The sequence below is a fragment of the Wolbachia endosymbiont (group B) of Scrobipalpa ocellatella genome, assembly GCF_964188425.1.
In the GTDB taxonomy this organism is placed as follows: Bacteria; Pseudomonadota; Alphaproteobacteria; order Rickettsiales; family Anaplasmataceae; genus Wolbachia.
The window spans coordinates 113,663-132,082 of record NZ_OZ077190.1; the positions used below are offsets into that span (position 1 = coordinate 113,663).

Genomic DNA, 18,420 nt, shown 5'->3' on the forward strand with positions numbered 1-18,420 from the left:
GCCTCTTTTAGTCTCTGATTAATGTTAAAACAGTTGCAATTATAGATTATATAAAAGCTATGAAACAACAAATTTGTTGTGAGATTTTAATTGTTAGAATCTGTATATGATCTCAAAAAAAGAATAGATTTTTGCTTTTTATCCCCTGTTATAAAGGAGTATACAGCGTAGGGTGAAAGGCCTGGGTAAAGATGATATAATTCCAACAAGAGAGATACCCTTCAGATCATCTTCCATTGAATGTAATGGTTGATGTCACAGTTGAACAGCACAAGCAAAGACAATTAGAGTTATAAAATCTTGTTTAATACACATTAAAGTGGACCTATGTTTTGCCACTCAGAACCTGTCTTGAAAGGGAAAAAAGAAAAGAATAAGATGCAAAAAATAGGAAGGTGAGTTGTATCTAAGTGATATAAGTGACAAGGCCAAATGTTGCACAAGGGGCGATAACAATTATTAATGCAATAAAATATATAATGAGGGAGTTTAATATAGTTATGCAAGAGGCCTAATTTAAAATATTAACGTAAAAAATTGCTTCCATATATTTTAAATCTGATTATAATCACAGTTAGAGATATTTTAAGAGCTCAAAATCTATCTTTGTCTGCAGACTTTTCTATTAAATAATCAAACTAAGTAAAAAATGTAGCGTATCTTCTTCAGCGCATACACATATGCTTAATCTCTGTCGTATGTGCGCTGCACTTTTTTCTAATCTTTTTTACACAGGGGGATTTTATGTCCAGAATTCCAGATACTTGACCTTTACTTTAGCTAAAAAACAATAGGCGCCTATGGCTAATTAAAATAAAAATTTTTCTAATATATAGAAGAATTACAAAATCACTGTTTACTGAAACCGGGCCAAGGAAGCTGCTAATGTCACAGAATTTTAGGTAAACGTTGTTTGCTTGACGTATGAGTGTGCTCTCCTTACTTCAAGAACTCTTTAATATTTAACCACTTAAGTCCTTTCAAGATATGTTCTTAGATAATAGTTTTTCAAATCCTTGGTAAATCAAAGTCAGCTTAACTATTAATTATTTATCTTTTTTTCTAGTTATGTAACGGGTCTGTTATTAAATTTTTCAATAATACCTTTTATTTTCGCCGCCTCTTCAAACTCTAAATTTTCAGCATGCTTCAACATTTGCTTTTTCAAACTATTTAGATCATCCTTGCTAAAATTCTCAACTACCACTTTTTCCTGTAAAGTATTTGATATAGGCTTTATTATAGTTTTTGGTACAATATTATGCAGTGTATTATGCTCTGTCTGTTTCTTTCTTCTCCTTTCAGTTTCTTTCAGTGCACGATCCATAGAATTAGTAATTTTGTCTGCATATAAAATTACTCTGCCTTCAACATTTCGTGCAGCACGACCTATCGTTTGAATGAGCGAAGTCTCTGATCGTAAAAACCCTTCTTTGTCAGCATCTAAAATTGCAACCAATCCACACTCGGGAATATCAAGACCTTCCCGCAACAAGTTAACGCCAACAAGAACATCTATTTCTTTAGATCTTAATTTGCATATAATTTCAATTCTTTCCAGTGCACCAATATCTGAATGTAGGTAAGTTACTTTCATACTGAGCTCACTCATATGCTCAGCTAGCTTTTCAGCCATTTTTTTTGTCAATGTGGTAATTAGAATACAAAATCCTTTTTTTATTGTTACTTGCGCCTCGTGAATCACATCATCAACCTGACTCTCTGTTGGTTTTATGGTGCAGATGGGATCTGTCAGTCCTGTTGGGCGGATAACTTGCTCTATAAATGCGTGATTAGTCTTTTCTAATTCATATTTTCCTGGAGTAGCCGAAACGTAAATAGTCTGTGGCCGTATTGCCTCCCACTCTTCCAATTTTAATGGACGGTTATCAAAAGCAGAAGGTAGCCTAAAACCATAATCTATCAATTTCTTTTTACGTGCTTCATTACCGCTATACATTGCACCTATCTGGGGAACGGTTACATGGCTTTCATCAACAAATAAAATTACATCTTTAGGTAAATACTCAAACAATGTAGGCGGTGGATCTCCGGCTTTCATTCCGTAAAGATAACGCGAATAATTTTCAATACCTTTACACACTCCCGTTGCCATCATCATTTCAATATCAAAATTAGTACGCTGCTCAAGGCGTTTTGCTTCAACAATTTTGTTCTGTGAATAGTAATAATCCAGGCGTTCATGTAGTTCTTTTTTAATCAATTGAACTGCTTGCAAAAGAGTCTCACGTGATGTAGTGTAATAGCTATTTGGAAAAATGGTGACTGTATCTATGCGTCTGATAATATTGCCGTTCATGGCATCAATCTCAGAAATTTCCTCTATTTCATCACCAAACAATGATAAACGCCAAGCTTTATTTTCATAATAGGCAGGAAATATATCAATAATATCGCCGCGCACTCTGAAATATCCTCGCTCAAATCTGACATCAGAACGTTTATATTGGAGATTAACTAAATTATTCAGAAAGTCATTAACATGAATCTTATCTCCAGCACTTAAAGTCAAGGTCATGCTGAGATAGCTCTCAGGCGAACCAAGACCATATATACAAGAAACACTCGCAACTACAATCGTGTCCCTACGCTCCAAAAGAGAGCATATAGCAGAATAGCGTAGCATATCAATTCTTTCATTTATTAAAGAGTCTTTTTCAATATAAGTGTCTGTTTGTGGTGAATAAGCCTCAGGCTGATAATAATCATAATAAGAAATGAAGTATCCAACAGCATTGTGAGGAAAAAATCCTCTCATCTCCTCGTAAAGCTGCGCCGCTAAAGTTTTATTATGTGCCATAATTAACGCAGGCCTGTTTGTTCTTGCAATAACATTTGCCATAGTAAAAGTTTTTCCAGAGCCAGTTACTCCAAGTAAAACCTGATCTCTTTTATTACTATTTAACCCTGCAACTAAGTTGTCTATTGCCTGTGGTTGATCTCCAGCTGGCTGAAAATGTGTAACTATTTGAAATTCCATACCTTTATATTTTCATAATGTATTTATTACTATACAATACATTTGCTAGTGTAAATAAGGTATGAAAGAATGAACATAAAAAACTCTATTTTTTCTTTTTATAGAGCCTGCTCCAAATCCTGTTGTTGGTTAATACAAAAAACACCGTCAAAATTATAAAATATGTCACTATTTTTAGCCCAAGTTTATGTCGGCGCTCCAGTTCTGGCTCTGCTGCCCATTGTAAGAAATTTACCACATCATATGCCATATTTTCAACTGTGGCTTGCCTTGTACCATCATATTCTACCATTCCTTCAGAGAGTGGTGGTGCCATAGCTAACCTGCCTGTTGAAAAATATGGATTAAAATATAAACCGTTCTCATCATGTTCACCGTTTTGATAACCAATTAGTAGTGAATAGACATAATTTGCACCATCATGTCTTGCTTTGACAATTAATGATAAGTCCGGTGGAATTGCTCCATTGTTGCTTGCTGCAGCTGCTTCTTTTGTATCAAAAGGTGCAATAAAATAATCCGAAGACACTCCCGGCCTATCAAACATTTCACCCAAATCATTCGGACCATCTTTAACTTGGTAAGAGGCTGCAATTTGTTTTACATCCTCTTCAGAAAAACCAACATCTTGCAAATTACGAAACGCTATTCTATTCATTGAATGGCAAGCAGCACAGACTTCCTTGTATACTTTATAGCCACGCTGAATTGACTCTCTATCGAAAGATCCAGTAATTCCATCAAAACTCCAGTCGATTTTCTTATTTGGTAAAGGTTTAAACTCCTCTGCAGACAAAGAATTAGCGAAAAATAATACACAAAACACAGCAACTTTAACCAATAGCATCACTTCATCTCCGGCACGGAATCGCTTATTGTTTTTGGTAATTTTTTTGGTTTCTCATACTTACTAAGTAAAGGTAAAATTATCACAAAATATGAAAAATAATAAAGAGTTGAGAGCCTACTTAAAGTAATGTAAGGCTCCTTAATTTCTTGTCCCCCAAGCCAGGCAAGAAATGCAAAATTTATTGCAAAAACCCAAAAAAATTTCTTAAATAATGGGCGATAAGCACCACTTTTAACCTTTGATTTATCAAGCCAAGGCAAAAGAAACCACACTAAAATAGATCCAAACATGGTAAGTACACCAATAAGTTTATTTGGAATTGAACGCAGCATCGCATAAAAAGGTAAGAAATACCACTCTGGCACTATATGTACTGGAGTTACCATAGGATCAGCCTCTATATAATTATCAGGATGCCCAAGATAATTAGGGGCATAAAAAACAAATGCAAATAAAATTATAAAAAATAAACCAAAAGTTATGCAGTCCTTTGCTATATAGTAAGGGTAAAAAGGAATGGTATCCTTATCTGACCTGACTTCTATTCCACTTGGATTATTAGAGCCAAACCTATGCAGAGCAACAACATGCAACATAGCTAAAGCGATAATAATGAAAGGCATAAGATAATGCAGCGCAAAAAAACGATTGAGCGTTGGATTATCAACAGAGAAACTTCCCCATAGCCATATAACTATTTTATCACCAATTAAAGGTATAGCCGAGAATAAAGTAGTTATAACTGTTGCACCCCAAAAACTCATTTGTCCCCATGGAAGAACATATCCCATAAAGGCAGTTGCCATCATTGCAAAAAATATAAATATGCCAATAAACCATACCATTTCTCGCGGTCTCTTATAAGATCCGTAATATAATCCACGCATGATATGAACATAGACCACCATAAAGAAGAGTGACGCCCCAACAGCATGAGTATAGCGTATTAACCATCCGTAACTTACGTCACGCATTATACGCTCCACGCTATTAAACGCGTAATCAACATGCGGAGTATAGTGCATAGCAAGAAATATACCTGTTATTATTTGTAAAATCAGCGCTATACCAGCCAAAGAACCAAAATTCCAAGCATAATTTAAATTTTTTGGTACTTGATAAGAAGCAATATGTTTTAGAAAAGAAAATATAGGCAGTCTATATTCTATCCAACCTAATATACCTTTTTCTTCTATTATTTCTTTTTTGCTATCATCTTCCATAACTTAAAGCTTTGTCATCTTAACTCATTGTATTGTAACAATTTAACGCTAATAAACAATAAAAAGTTTAAGTTTAAAGAGTAGATTTCACAAAAACAAGCACTCAAATTTGAGTGCTTGTTTTAAAGGGACTTTTGATGATATACACCTTTAGATATTGTTGAATTGCTTAATGAACTTCGAGGACATTGATAAAGTTTTTCACAATTACTAAGTGCCATCTTGACATTTCTTTCTATAGCACTAACCTTTCTTTCTTTAATTTGCTCCAATGTCAAAAGCGAATTATCCAGTGGCATTGAATATCTTTCCCCTGTGAATTTACTGATTGCTATAGCAGTTAGCAGAATTGCTCCATTACAATCAACTTGTGAAGAACCAATTGAGCTTCCAGTTGAATGTGCAATAGATTGCTGTGCAGGAGGTAAAGCAGGGGCACTCTGAAATAAGCTACTGAGTGCAGCAGTTGTTGAAGTTCCCATCCAACTAAATACACTATTAATAAAAGAAGAAGGTCTTACTGCACTACTTGGTGCAAGAGTAGTATCACCTGGGTTTACATTGGCACTCTCTGCTTCTGCAACAATCTCTTTTATCGTTTTACCGGGATAAAATAACTTAACATAATCTGATGGTGTCTCGTTCCTTATATCCTTAACATTATCAATATCAGCACCACTATCGTATAACAGCTTCATTATTTTTGGACGTTTTAAACTAATAGCCAAATATATAGGTGTTTGTCCCTGTTCGTTTTGAACATTGACATCAGCACGATATTCAATAAGAAGCTCAACTATTCTTGAGTAGTTTTTTTCAATAGCAGCATGTAGGCATGAATTTTGTGAATAAGCAAGAAGATCAAATTTGCCGTTTGGGCTAGCACCATGTTTAAGTAAGACCTCCACTTTTTCCGGACTATTCTTGTCTATAGCCCAACCTACAAGAGTGCGTTTTTTATCAGCATATGAAAAATAACCACTAATGCTTGCTCCTTTATCGATTAGAAGCTCTATCATTTCTGTGGTGCCCTTCGTAACAGCATAGTATATAGGAGGCACATGAAAATAATCCTCAATATTAACATCTGCGCCATTCTCAATTAAAAACCTCATCATTTCTAAATCTTGTTTACTAACAGCAATCGATAAAGGTGAGTTACCATTTCTATCTTTAGAGTTAATAACATTAGTAGTATGTGTCTTTCCTTCGCTAATATACTCCTCAGCTTTTTGAAAATCACGTTCCTTTACTGCAGAACGTAGCCCATCTCTCCATTTTTCAACTTCTGTTTTTGTAACCATAACCCTCCTAAAAGATAAAATCTTTGCCCTTATACCACATAATTCGGGCATATGCTAGTGAAATTTATATGTAAAATTAAAAAAAATTTACAACGTAAGAGATTGTTATTTCATCATGTGCTACATTTAGTTTTTGTACAAAACACCATAAACCTCCTTAATTTACTTAAATTTCGTAGCAGCTTATTCCCAACATATAAGAGCTTTAACTTAAAGAGGATTATACGAAAATAAGCACTCAGACTTGAGTGCTTATTTTAACTGATTTAGAGGGACTGTGATGATGAAAACCTAGATATTGTTGAATCGCTAAGTGAACTTTCAGGACATTGATAAAGTTTTTTACACTTACTAAGTGCTATCTCGAAGTTTTTTTCTATAGTGTTAAGCTTTCTTTCTCTAATTTCTTGTATTGTGAGAAGTGAATCTTCTAGTGGCCTTGAGTATTTTTTCTCTGTGAACTTTCTGATCATTACATCAGTTAGTAGAGCTGTTCCATTAAAATCAACTTGTGAAGAACCAATTGGGCCACCATCTAAGTGGTCAACAGATTGCTGTGCAGGAGGTAAAGCAGGAGCACTGCTGAATAAGCCGCTGAGTGTGGCAGTGGTTACCCAACTAAATATACTATTAATAAAAGAAGAAGGCTTTACTGCGCTGCTTGATGCAGGATCTGGAGTATCACCAGCTTCTAATCCTATCTTAGTATTTGCCCTGGTGGAGGCTGAGAAAGGGTTTGCTGTACTACTTGCCAAGTCTTTGGTATTACTAACTTCCAATTCCATCTTAATTGCTTTGGTAGTGGATAACGAAAGACTTGCTGCACTACTTACCAAATCTGTGCTGTCGTTAGCGTCTTTAATACCTGCTTTTATAGAAGTTAATTTTGCTTCATAGTCAGCTTCAGTAGCACTGCTCAATACAGATTCTATTTTTTGAATTTCACTACTACTACATTCATCTTTTCTAGCATCTCCAACAACATCTAATGCTGTTTTGCCGTAACGACTTTGAATACTAGCATCAGCACCCTTGCAGAGTAGGAGTTTTACCATATTTAAATGACAGTGGTCAGATGCTAAGTACAGAGGTGTAAAGCCTTTATAATTTGTAGCATTGATGTTAGCATCACGATCAAGTAAAAACTTTGCTATTTCTAGTTTATCATGTCTAGCAGCAATGTGCAAGGGAGTACTCAAATATCGATTACTAATAGTAGTATTAACATCAGCACCGCTGTTACATAAAAACTCTAATATCTTTAAATTACCCAAGAGAGTAGCATGATGTATAGGTTTCATATAGTATCTTTCATAATTCAAAACTTCATTTTTTATTTGTTCATACTCTATCTCTTTAATACATTCTTTAACTTTCTGAAAATCACCTCTGCTTATAGCAGAAACTAATTTTCTTCCTAAAATCTCAATTATTTTTTGTTTTTCCATCAAATACCTCCTAAAAGAGAATCTCCCGGGTTTATATCATGCAACTTAATATGTGCAAGCAAAATTTACAGAGAAAAATTTCAATAGTTAAAAATTAGGTCTTCAGCAACCTACCACGTTAACTTTTGTACAAAATATGCTGAGCTTCATTATTCAAATTTTTTTGCTCTTAATAAGAAGCAATCTGCTTTAGAAAAGGAAATAAGGGATAAGTTTTGTAAATAAGCACTCGAATTAGAGTGCTTAGTTTAACTGATTTAGAGGTGCTTTTGATGATGCACGCCTTTAGATATTGTGAAGTTGCTCAGTGAGCTTTCAGGATACTGATGAAGCTTGTCACACTTGCTAAGTGCCATCTTGACATCTCTTTCTAGAGAATTAAGTTTTCTTTCTTTAACCTGTCTTATCGTTAAAAGTGAATCATCCAGTGGCATTGAATATCTTTTCCCTGTGAACTTACTTATTGCTACAGCAGTTAGCAGAATTATTCCATTACAATCAACTTGTGAAGAACCAATTGAGCTTCCAGTTGAATGTGCAATAGATTGCTGTGCAGGAGGTAAAGCAGGGGTACTTTGAAATAGGCTACTGAGTACAGCAGTAATTGAAGTTCTCACATAACTAAACATACTATTAATAAAAGAAGAAGGTTTTACTGCGCTGCTTAACGCATTTGTACTATTATCATGATAGCTAAAGTAATTCCTAGCTTCTATTACCTTAGGATTTGCTCTAGAAGCTAATGTCTGACAATTAACTTCTTTATCAGCACATTTTAATGTAGATATTATTTTTTGCCTTGTATTACTAGTACATATAGATTTTGGATCATCTCCAACAACATCTAGTGGTATTCTACCACCCGCATCTCTTATATAAATATTAGCATCATGCTTGATAAGAAGTTCCACCATTGCCACTTGGCAATGGAAAGACGCTAAGTGCAAAGGCACCTTACCCGTTATATCTTGCAAATTGATCTTAGCATAACGACTAAGTAGAAGCTGTCCTGCATCTTCTCTGCCATATTCAGCAGCAACGTGCAATGCAACTCTCAAGCTTTCACTACTAGCAGCATTAACATTGGCGCCGTTATTAACCAAAAACCTCAATATCTTTAAGCTATTTTCTTTCACAGCAAAACTTATAGGTTTCATACCGTATTTTTCACCAATAAAAATCTGCTTTCTTAGGTTCATGTACACTGCACTTCTGATACATATGTTAGCTTTTAGAAGACTATGCTCTTTTATGGCAATAAATAACTCATTTACAAAGTTCTCAGTTTTTATCCGTTTTTGCATCCCTTGCATCAAATATCTCCTAAAAGACAACGTTCCCGATTTTGTATCACACAATTTGATATATACAAGCAAAATTTACAGAGAAAAATTTCAATAGTTAAAAATTAGGTCTTCAGCAATCTATCACGTAACTTTTTTGCAAAATATTTTAAGCCCCTAATTCATAATTTTTATTACTTGATAATAAGCAATCTGCTTTAGAAGAGGAAATAAGGGATAAGTTTTGTAAATAAGCACTCGAATTAGAGAGCTTATTTTAACTGATTTGAAGGGACTTTTGATGCATACTTTTAGATATCGTTAAATTGCTTAATGAACTTTCAGGACATTGATAAAGTTTTTCACAACTACTAATTGCCGTCTCGAGTTTTTTTTCTATAATATCAAGTTTTGTCAGAGGTGGATTGTCCAGTAGTCTTGAATACTTTTTCCCTGTGAACTTTTTGACCACTACATCAACTAGTAGAGCTGTTGCATTAAAATCAACTTGTGAAGAACCAATTGGGCTACCAGCTAAGTGATCAACAAATTGCTGTGCAGGAAGTAAAGTAGGAGCACTGCTGAATAAGCCATTGAGTGTGGCAGTGGTTACCCAACTAAATATACTATTAATAAAAGAAAAAGGTTTTACTGCACTGCTTGGTGCAGGATTTGGAGTATCACCAGCTTCCAATCCTATCTTAGTATTTGCCCTGGTGGAGGTTGAGAAAGGGTTTGCTATACTACTTGCTGCATCTGGAGTATCACCAGCTTCTAACTCTAATTTAGTATTTATTCTAGCAGAAAGTAATAGTTCTGTACAATTATTTTTATGAAATCTTAACACAGCTAAGAATATTTTTTCTATGTCACAGCCATCACTGCAAAGATTTTCATAACCAGGGATAACCTCAAATGCCGTTTTGCCATTTGCATTTTTAATATTAATAGTGTTATTATTGAGCAGAAGATTCGCGATATCTAATCGACAATAAAAAAAGGCTAAGTGTAAAGCTGTAAAACCTTGCATTACTTGGGAAGTGGTACTACTAGTACAATGATATATCATTTCTTTTATTTCTGCTTTTCTATTCATGGCAGTAACGTACGAGTAAGGAACAAGACATCCATCACTAACAGCATTAATATTAGCATTATTTTTAAGCAAAAACCGCACTATCTCTAAGCTACCTCTATAAACAGCAAGATGTATAGGTGCCATACCATCTTTTTTACCATTAATAATCTCTTTTTCTTTATTTATATATCTTGCCTTTTTAACATATCTTTTAACTTTATTAATATTAAGCTCATCTATAGCCGCAAATAAATTCTTTCTCAATCTCTCAAGTTTTTTCATCAAATACCTCCTAAAGAATAATGTTTCCGGTTTTATATCATGCAACTTAATATGTACAAGCAAAATTTACAGAGAAAACAATAGTTAAAATTAGGTCTTCATCAACCTATCACGTGCTGCGTTTAACTTTTGTGCAAAATATTCCGAGCCTCCCTTGTCTGGATGGACCAGTTTCATTAAATTTTGGTATGCCTTATTGATTTCATTTTGGCTTGCCTCGGAATTCAGCCCCAGTATTTTTAATGCTTCATCTTTGGACATATTATCACCAGTGTAATTTTTGGTGTAACTTTTACTGCTGTTAAATTCGTTCAAAAACTTACTTAATATAGAGTGCATCATAAAACTTATGTTATTTCTCTTTGCCAAAAAGAGAAAAAATACAACAACGCTAGGTAAAACAAACGTGATTATTGTGAATATCAAAAAAAGGAAGAAGATGAATGACATGTATATTTTTTTATCATTTTATGATTAAATAGTAACAATTATAATTGTCATGGTAAATAACATGTTTATCCAGATTGAAGAAACACCAAACCCAAACACGCTGAAATTTCTTCCTGGTTTTGAAATTCTGAGCGAAGGAGAAACAGCTGATTTTTCAAATGCAGATGAAATAAAGAACTCCAAACTAGCAGTAAATCTTTTTCAAATAGAACATGTTGTAAGAGTATTTTTTGGTCATGATTTTATTTCGGTAACAAAATCAGATAGAATGAATTGGGATATAGTAAAGGTGGAAATTTTAACTACAATTATGGATCACTTTACTTCTAGTGGAAAAGCATTTGATAAAGAAGGAGTAAGTGATAATAAAATGCTAGAGGAAGAATTCTTTAATGAAAATGATATAGAAATTGTAAATAGAATAAAAGAATTGATGGAAAGTTATATTAAACCTGCAGTTGCTCAAGATGGTGGTGATATCAAGTTCCGTGGCTATAAAGACGGAATAGTTTACGTTGAACTGCAAGGAGCTTGCTCTGGGTGCCCAAGTGCTGCAATTACCTTAAAACAAGGAGTGCAGAATATGCTAAGCTATCACATACCAGAAGTTTCAGGTATAGAGACTATGCTATGACTAATCAAACAGTTAGAGGAACAAAAGATCTCCTGTTTGATGAATGGTACAAGTTTAAACACATAGAGCAAACAGCAAGCAGAATCTCAAGTTTATACGGCTTTTTACCTGTTCAAACTCCGATATTTGAATACACAGAAGTCTTTACAAAGACTTTAGGTGATAGCTCAGATATTATCACTAAAGAGATGTATACTTTTATTGATAAAGGGGGAAAGAGCATAACTCTGCGTCCTGAGTTCACTGCAGCTATTGTTAGGTTACTCATTGAAAAAAAACTACAAGCGCCGATAAAATTATTTTCAATAGGGCCTGCATTTCGCTATGAAAGACCGCAAAAGGGAAGACAAAGGCAATTTCATCAGATAAATTTTGAGGTTTTTGGCATAGAAGATCCAAAAGCTGATATTGAATTGATATCACTCGCTCAGCACTTACTAACTGAATTTGGCATCAATAAAAATGTAAAGCTGGAAATCAACTCTCTGGGTGATAGTGAAACAATAACTCAGTATACAGAAGCTTTGATATCGTATTTAAAAAAGTTTCAAAATGACCTATCAGAAGATAGTCAAAATAGATTGATTAAAAACCCACTCAGAATATTAGACTCTAAGGATAAGACAGATAAAGAAATAATCTCTGACGCACCAAAAATCAGTGATTATTATACAAAAGAATCTTCATATTTCTTTGACCAGGTGTTAAATGGACTGCAAGCTCTTGGCATACCTTACACTGTAAATAGCAAATTAGTTCGAGGTCTAGACTATTATTGTCACACAGTATTTGAATTTGTCACAGAAGATTTAGGTGCACAAGGAGCAGTTTTTGCCGGTGGAAGATACGATAATCTAGTATCTTCAGTAGGTGGAAAACACACTCCAGCAATAGGATTTGCAGGGGGGATTGAGCGTATAATGGAATTAATCAACTATGCTGAAAAAAAAGAGAGGCCTATTTATATAATTCCAATCGGTGGAGAAGCTGAAGAACATGCTCTAACACTTGCAAGTGAATTACGCAGAAATGGTTTATATGTGATTTACGAATATAGTGGAACTCTAAAAACCCGAATGAAAAAAGCAAATCAAGCAAATGCAAAAGTTGTATTAATCTTTGGTGATGAAGAGCTAAGCAGTAAAACTTTAAAAATTAAAAATATGGACACGGGTGAAGAAAAAATGATTGCTCGCGATAAAACCGTAGAAAATATCTAATCAGAAGCAATAGGAGTGTTAGCTATAGAAGAAAATTCCTCTGCACAAGAATTTTTCATAGCATTTAATATATCATAATCTGTAAAATCTAATTTTATCGGTGTAATAGTAATAAAACCTCCTTTTATTTTATCTACACTACCACTGCCTGAGTGTTCCCGAGACCAATTTAAGCTCAAAGAACCATTTAAGTTTTCAGTAAAAGTTAAATCACCATCAATGTTATATTCACCTTGTTCAGCAAATTCGACCCCTTTCACTTTTTCTGTAGCAGGAAAATTTATACTCATCACTATATCTTTAGGCCAACCAACTTTCATTAGCTTGGCAATAACCTTTGGTGCAAAAATCTTTGTATTGTTCCAGTCTATTTTATCATGATAAACTTGGCTCAGCGCAATAGAAGGTATAGATCTTGCAGCACCTTCCATTGCAGCACCGATTGTGCCTGAATAACAAATATCATCGCCGACATTTGATCCAATATTTACTCCAGATAATATTAAGTCTGGTTTTTTATTCATAATTTTATTTAACGCGATAATGACACAATCTGCGGGAGTACCAGACACACTAAACTCCCTTTCACTATGTTGACTTATTTTAATAAATTGCTTTACTGGATAGTCAAGAGACCTTGCAGCTCCACTCCTATCAGTATCTGGTGCTACTATCCATACTTCCGATGCAAAATTGTGTGCAATTTCTTTAAGTAATCTTATTCCTTCACTCTTAAAACCATCATCATTTGTTATCAATATTATCATATATAATACTCACCTATCAAAGTATACTGATGAGGTTTCTTTTCATAACCATAGCAAAGAACCTGCTACGAATCAATAAGGAAAAATTAGAGGGTGACCAGGTTGCCATCGTTTAGTTTGCTGTGAGTTAATCGTAAATACCAATTTTTAGCTTCACACCTAACTCACAATCAAAGTTTAGTAAACTCTAGAGGCGTGCTAAGCAGCAGAAAACCTTGCTATATTTCCCAAAAATGCTTTCACTCTTTCAAGGCAAGTGGATGGTTCTGCAGGTATTGCTACTTCATCTATCTTACCATATATTGCTGCATCTACGACTTCACCTGTTATTAATTCCCTTAGCTTTTGTTTTATCTGTCCTCTACGAATATGTTCTCCATAGTCATTATAAAACTTCACATATAACTCTTTAAATACAAATTCTTTTATAGCACTTCTCATATGAGAAATTCCATCCTTTACTTCATCATTTGCATTGCTCAAATCCACTTCAGAACCTAGCGAATATAAGTCATCAAAATTTTCTTTTAAAATTTTTATTTTAAAGTAGTGCTTATCTACAGATCTCTCAAGAAATCTTTTAGTAGCATTACCGGCCAATTCTCCTATTATCTGAGGCTCTAGTTGAGCTGCAAAATTATTTTCTGCTTCAAGGCCACTTAATGCATAAATGATACGATTAAGCATTCCAGGACCACATTGGCGATTACTTTCCTCAAAACGAACCAGCAATATGGATTTCAACAGCTCTACATCTGCATTTTGCTTTGTTGCTGCAATTAAAACTAGATTTATGGCCTGTGTTAATGTCAGTCCGGTTTTGGAATCTACCCACCTTACCCATTCTCCTTCTCTATAATTATCTACCTTCAAATAAGGCGCTATCAGTTCTTTCTGCTGATTTGTCAAACCGCCTATATAGTTTTTAAACTCTTCATCCAGCTCATTTGATGGAGTCCCATATTCTTCCTTTAATTTTTTGGCACACTCAATAACACTTTGCTCAAAACTTCTAGTATGAACATTCTGATTACCAGTACCTACATCACTTACATTAAACAAAAAGCTCATTTGCTTTACACTTAAACCCAGAGGCGAGAAGAGCTTTATTAATGGATACTTTATTAACTCAAGAAGCGCTACAGGGATCAATAATATAGTATTGATAAGCACTAAACATATTCTAAGACCGAGCGCTCTACTCTCTGATAACATTCTACTAAGTTCTGATATCTTTGATGCACAATACAAAAATGGTAATTGAATGTAGTATATTGAGTATATAGAAAAAAATAAAATCTTATCTTTTAACCCTACTGTTGGATCATTATATACTTCAGAAAAAATGTTATCATCACTATTTTCATTTTTGAAAGACTGATAGCTGCTTGTAATTTTTTCTGTAAAAATAGAACAGAGCTTATGCAGTCCGTAGCATGAAACGCCAACAGCTAAAAAAATTGCAAGTGTTCCAAAAAATGCTAATACTTCACTTGAAGTTTTGGCAAGAAGGAATGCATAAAGCGCATTAATAAAGATATCAAATAAATATTCAAATAAAAAAATTGCTCCAATAGCGGAAACAAACAATAAAATACCCCCACAAATAATCAAAAAATCTTTTAACCTTGGATTCATACCCCGCTTCTTAATAATCTATTAATATACTTTTTATTATATGCTTAAATTAAAAAAATGCAAATTTTGTAAAGACCAATTGAAATTTCTGAGCTTCAACTATATTGTTAATTATTCAGATAAAAATTAAACATTGTCGTGTCAAATAAAATAGGCTTTTTTGCTATTTTTGCCTTGGTGATTAGTAGCCAAATTGGCTCTGGAATTTTTATGCTCCCAATCAGCCTTGCACCATACGGCGCTTATAGCCTCATAAGCTGGGTTATATCAGGATTTGGTGCTATATCTCTTGCTTTAGTTTTTGCTTCACTCTGCGCAAAATTTCCAGAAACGGGCGGTCCTCATATTTATGTGAAACATGCTTTTGGTTCTACAGCAGCTTTTTTTGTTGGTTGGACATATTGGGTAAGTTCGTGGGTTAGCTCAACTGCTGTAACGATTGCAAGTATCGGTTATTTAGCCCCGCTTTTTCATAATGATATACAAGATATACGTTTGCTTTTAGAAATAACATTAATTTTAGCTATTATGCTAATAAACTTAAGGGGAGTAACTACTGCTGGGCATGTTGAGCTTTTGCTGACCATTGTTAAAATTATTGCACTTCTCGCAATACCTATCGCAGGGTTGTTTTTCTTTGATAAAAATAATTTTATTGTAAGCGAGGAAGTATCAAACTTTACAATATCACAAACTCTTGCTCGTTCTACACTCCTTACTCTATGGTGTTTTATTGGACTTGAATCAGCAACGGCACCTGCAGGATATGTCAATAATCCAGCTAAGACAATACCAAGAGCTATAGTGCTTGGAACAGTTTGTGTTGCTGTGATATATTTCATCAATAGTCTTTCAATTATGGGATTGATAAGTGGTAATGAACTAGCTAGTTCAAAAGCACCATATGTTGATGCGATAAAAATTATGTTTCCAGGTAATTGGCATTTAATTATTTCTGTTGTTGCCTTTATCGTTTCTGTAAGTAATTTAAATGCTTGGTTTTTAGCTGATGGACAGGTCACCTTAGGCCTTGCAAAAGACAAGTTAATGCCGCAATTTTTTGGCAAAAAAAATAAGCATGATGCTCCATTATGGGGAATAATACTCAGTACTTTGGGGGTATTAGGTTTACTTATCCTAACGTCAAACAAAAGTTTTGCTGAGCAAGTAACTTCAATAATTGATATCTCTGTGGTGTCATTTTTGTTTATCTACTTAGCATGTAGCCTTGCTTTTCTCAAAGTTAATATACAAGACAAAAGCTACTGCAAATTTTTAATTGGAGGTGTGGCTGTATCTTTTTGCTGTTGGGTAATATACGAGACTTCTATAAAAACATTGTTAATATCAAGTCTATTCCCTTTAAGCGGAACACTTATTTATCTACTTTGGTATCATAAACTAAAAACTTAACTTAAATTTTTTATTTGCTAAAATTCTTAAGCTATACTACTGGCTTACATTAATAGAATTAAGAGGTATTGTGTCAAATAAAATAGGTTTTTGGGCTGTTTTTGCTTTAGTCATTAGTAGTCAGATCGGCTCTGGGGTTTTTATGCTTCCAATTAGCCTTGCTCCATATGGCGCTTATAGCCTTATAAGTTGGATGATATCAGGAGCTGGTGCTGTGTCTCTTGCGCTAGTTTTTGCTACGCTATGTGCAAAGTTTCCAGAAACAGGAGGTCCTCACGTTTATGTGAAACATACTTTTGGTTCTACCGCAGCGTTCTTTGTTGGTTGGACATATTGGGTAATCTCATGGGTTAGTACAACAGCTTTAATAGTTGTGGGTGTTGGCTATCTTACACCATTTTTCCATGAAGATATCAAAAGTATGCGTTTATTTTTAGAGCTGTTGTTATTTACAATCATTACATTAATAAATTTAAGGGGAATAGCTACTGCAGGGCACGTTGAGTTTCTGCTCACGGTTGTGAAGGTTGCTGTATTGCTTGCAATACCTGTAGCAGCGTTGTTTTTTTTCGATAGAAATAATTTTATCATAAGTGAAGAAATATTAAGTCTTACAACATCGCAAATTCTTGCCCGCTCTACACTCCTTACTTTATGGTGTTTTATTGGACTTGAATTGGCAACAGCACCTGCAGGGTCAGTTGATAATCCAGCTAAAACTATACCAAAAGCTGTGGTGCTTGGCACAGTTTGTGTTGCTGTTATATATTTTATCAACAATTTTGCAATTATGGGATTGATCAATGGCAACAATTTAGCAAGTTCAAGAGCACCATATGTTGATGCGATAAAAATTATGTTTTCTGGTAATTGGCATTTAATTGTTTCTATAGTTGCATTCATTTTTTGTGTTGGCAGTCTAAACGCTTGGGTTTTATCTAGTGGACAAGTTGCTTTTGGTCTTGCAGAAGATAGACTAATGCCAAAATTCTTTGCTAAAAGGAACAAGCATGGCTCTCCTTTTTGGGGAATAACAGTTAGTTCAATTGGAACTGCAATTTTACTAATTCTCACTTCAAACAACAATTTTGCCCAGCAGATTACGTCGATTATTGACTTTTCTGTAATTTCATTTTTGTTCGTTTATCTTGCGTGCTGTTTTGCCTTTCTAAAGGTTATTATACAGGAGAGGAGTTGTTATAAGCTTTTAATTGGTAGCATAGCAACAACCTTTTGTTGTTGGGTGATATTAGAAACCCCTGTAGGTACTCTGCTGATTTCGAGCCTGTTCACTGCAAGTGGCATACCCATTTATTTATTTTGGTACTGCAAAACTTCTGTGCAACAAATTCAGTAGTGAGAGATACACTTTAAATGGTTAATATTTATGGGCCAAGATTTTTTTTCTCTTTATCTACTTGTTCAATATTACCATTCTCAAGTTTGCTACCTACTTCTTCTGTGCGTTTATTATCTATGTAGATCTCATTTTTTGCTTTATTAGAAAGACCTATTTGCGATTGCAGTTTTTTATACTCTTCTTTTTCAGGCGTGAAAATTTTCACTAAAAATCTTCCTATTATTGGTATTGAACTTAAAAAATCTCTTAATCCAAAAGATTCTTGCTTCTTGTTTGAAAGATGCTGGTCTATCTTAGAAATTTTCACACCATACTTTTTATCATCAAAATTTATCGCTGGCTTGCTTTTTTTCGAAAGAACATTTTGAATCTCTAATCTATTGACTTTTTCAGGCTTTTGAAATGCAGATACTGCAGGTTTGACCTTAGTGTCATCATGTTTTTTACTCATTTCATTCTACCATGCAAT

The 18,420-nt window shown here is 34.2% G+C and carries 15 protein-coding genes; 4 read left to right on the top strand and 11 right to left on the bottom strand.

Going from position 1 to position 18,420, the window contains the following annotated elements:
- Positions 1-1,066: 1,066 nt before the first annotated feature.
- The 8 genes from uvrB to AB3210_RS00545 all read right to left on the bottom strand — a co-directional run bounded on the left by uvrB (position 1,067) and on the right by AB3210_RS00545 (position 10,808).
- Positions 1,067-3,001, bottom strand: a complete 1,935-nt coding sequence (gene uvrB, locus AB3210_RS00510) for an excinuclease ABC subunit UvrB (RefSeq protein ID WP_052264709.1) — start codon at positions 2,999-3,001, stop codon at positions 1,067-1,069.
- A gap of 85 nt (positions 3,002-3,086) precedes the next feature.
- Positions 3,087-3,848, bottom strand: coding sequence for a cytochrome c1 (locus AB3210_RS00515; RefSeq protein ID WP_052264708.1), 762 nt, complete (start codon positions 3,846-3,848; stop codon positions 3,087-3,089).
- The gene (locus tag AB3210_RS00520) at positions 3,848-5,074 is read right to left on the bottom strand and encodes a cytochrome b (protein WP_052264707.1); all 1,227 of its coding nucleotides are present in this window, start codon (positions 5,072-5,074) and stop codon (positions 3,848-3,850) included. The genes AB3210_RS00515 and AB3210_RS00520 overlap by 1 nt, the downstream gene beginning before the upstream one ends.
- A 122-nt stretch (positions 5,075-5,196) precedes the next feature.
- A complete protein-coding gene (locus tag AB3210_RS00525; protein WP_019236738.1) occupies positions 5,197-6,378 on the bottom strand; it encodes an ankyrin repeat domain-containing protein in 1,182 nt (393 codons plus the stop codon).
- A gap of 266 nt (positions 6,379-6,644) precedes the next feature.
- Positions 6,645-7,826 carry an ankyrin repeat domain-containing protein gene (locus AB3210_RS00530; protein WP_096097215.1) on the bottom strand — a complete coding sequence of 394 codons (1,182 nt, stop codon included), beginning with the start codon at positions 7,824-7,826 and terminating at the stop codon, positions 6,645-6,647.
- 257 nt (positions 7,827-8,083) lie between these two features.
- Positions 8,084-9,139, bottom strand: coding sequence for an ankyrin repeat domain-containing protein (locus AB3210_RS00535; RefSeq protein WP_052264827.1), 1,056 nt, complete (start codon positions 9,137-9,139; stop codon positions 8,084-8,086).
- 247 nt (positions 9,140-9,386) lie between these two features.
- Complete coding sequence (locus AB3210_RS00540) at positions 9,387-10,469, bottom strand: ankyrin repeat domain-containing protein (protein ID WP_052264828.1); 1,083 nt, start codon at positions 10,467-10,469, stop codon at positions 9,387-9,389.
- A 90-nt stretch (positions 10,470-10,559) separates the two neighbouring features.
- A complete protein-coding gene (locus AB3210_RS00545) occupies positions 10,560-10,808 on the bottom strand; it encodes a J domain-containing protein (RefSeq protein ID WP_007302145.1) in 249 nt (82 codons plus the stop codon).
- A gap of 172 nt (positions 10,809-10,980) precedes the next feature.
- Here AB3210_RS00545 and AB3210_RS00550 point away from each other — a divergent pair, with 172 nt between their 5' ends.
- Positions 10,981-11,553, top strand: a complete 573-nt coding sequence (locus tag AB3210_RS00550; protein ID WP_367363655.1) for a NifU family protein — start codon at positions 10,981-10,983, stop codon at positions 11,551-11,553.
- Complete coding sequence (hisS, locus tag AB3210_RS00555; RefSeq protein ID WP_052264829.1) at positions 11,550-12,773, top strand: histidine--tRNA ligase; 1,224 nt, start codon at positions 11,550-11,552, stop codon at positions 12,771-12,773. Before AB3210_RS00550 ends, hisS begins: the two co-directional genes overlap by 4 nt.
- Here hisS and surE read toward each other — a convergent pair.
- The gene (surE, locus tag AB3210_RS00560) at positions 12,770-13,540 is read right to left on the bottom strand and encodes a 5'/3'-nucleotidase SurE (RefSeq protein ID WP_096097213.1); all 771 of its coding nucleotides are present in this window, start codon (positions 13,538-13,540) and stop codon (positions 12,770-12,772) included. The genes hisS and surE overlap by 4 nt on opposite strands.
- A 198-nt stretch (positions 13,541-13,738) precedes the next feature.
- Positions 13,739-15,178 carry a hypothetical protein gene (locus tag AB3210_RS00565; protein WP_017532208.1) on the bottom strand — a complete coding sequence of 480 codons (1,440 nt, stop codon included), beginning with the start codon at positions 15,176-15,178 and terminating at the stop codon, positions 13,739-13,741.
- Positions 15,179-15,316: 138 nt separating this feature from the next.
- Here AB3210_RS00565 and AB3210_RS00570 point away from each other — a divergent pair, with 138 nt between their 5' ends.
- Together AB3210_RS00570 and AB3210_RS00575 are read left to right on the top strand one after the other, a co-directional pair.
- Positions 15,317-16,591: an APC family permease gene (locus tag AB3210_RS00570; RefSeq protein WP_052264831.1), complete on the top strand. Its 1,275-nt coding sequence runs from the start codon at positions 15,317-15,319 to the stop codon at positions 16,589-16,591.
- Between the two features lie 70 nt (positions 16,592-16,661).
- Complete coding sequence (locus AB3210_RS00575; RefSeq protein WP_007302140.1) at positions 16,662-17,948, top strand: APC family permease; 1,287 nt, start codon at positions 16,662-16,664, stop codon at positions 17,946-17,948.
- A 28-nt stretch (positions 17,949-17,976) separates the two neighbouring features.
- On the opposite strand, the gene AB3210_RS00580 is transcribed toward AB3210_RS00575, so the two are convergent.
- On the bottom strand, positions 17,977-18,402 hold the full coding sequence (locus AB3210_RS00580) for a hypothetical protein (protein ID WP_007302139.1): 426 nt from the start codon (positions 18,400-18,402) through the stop codon (positions 17,977-17,979).
- Positions 18,403-18,420: the final 18 nt, after the last annotated feature.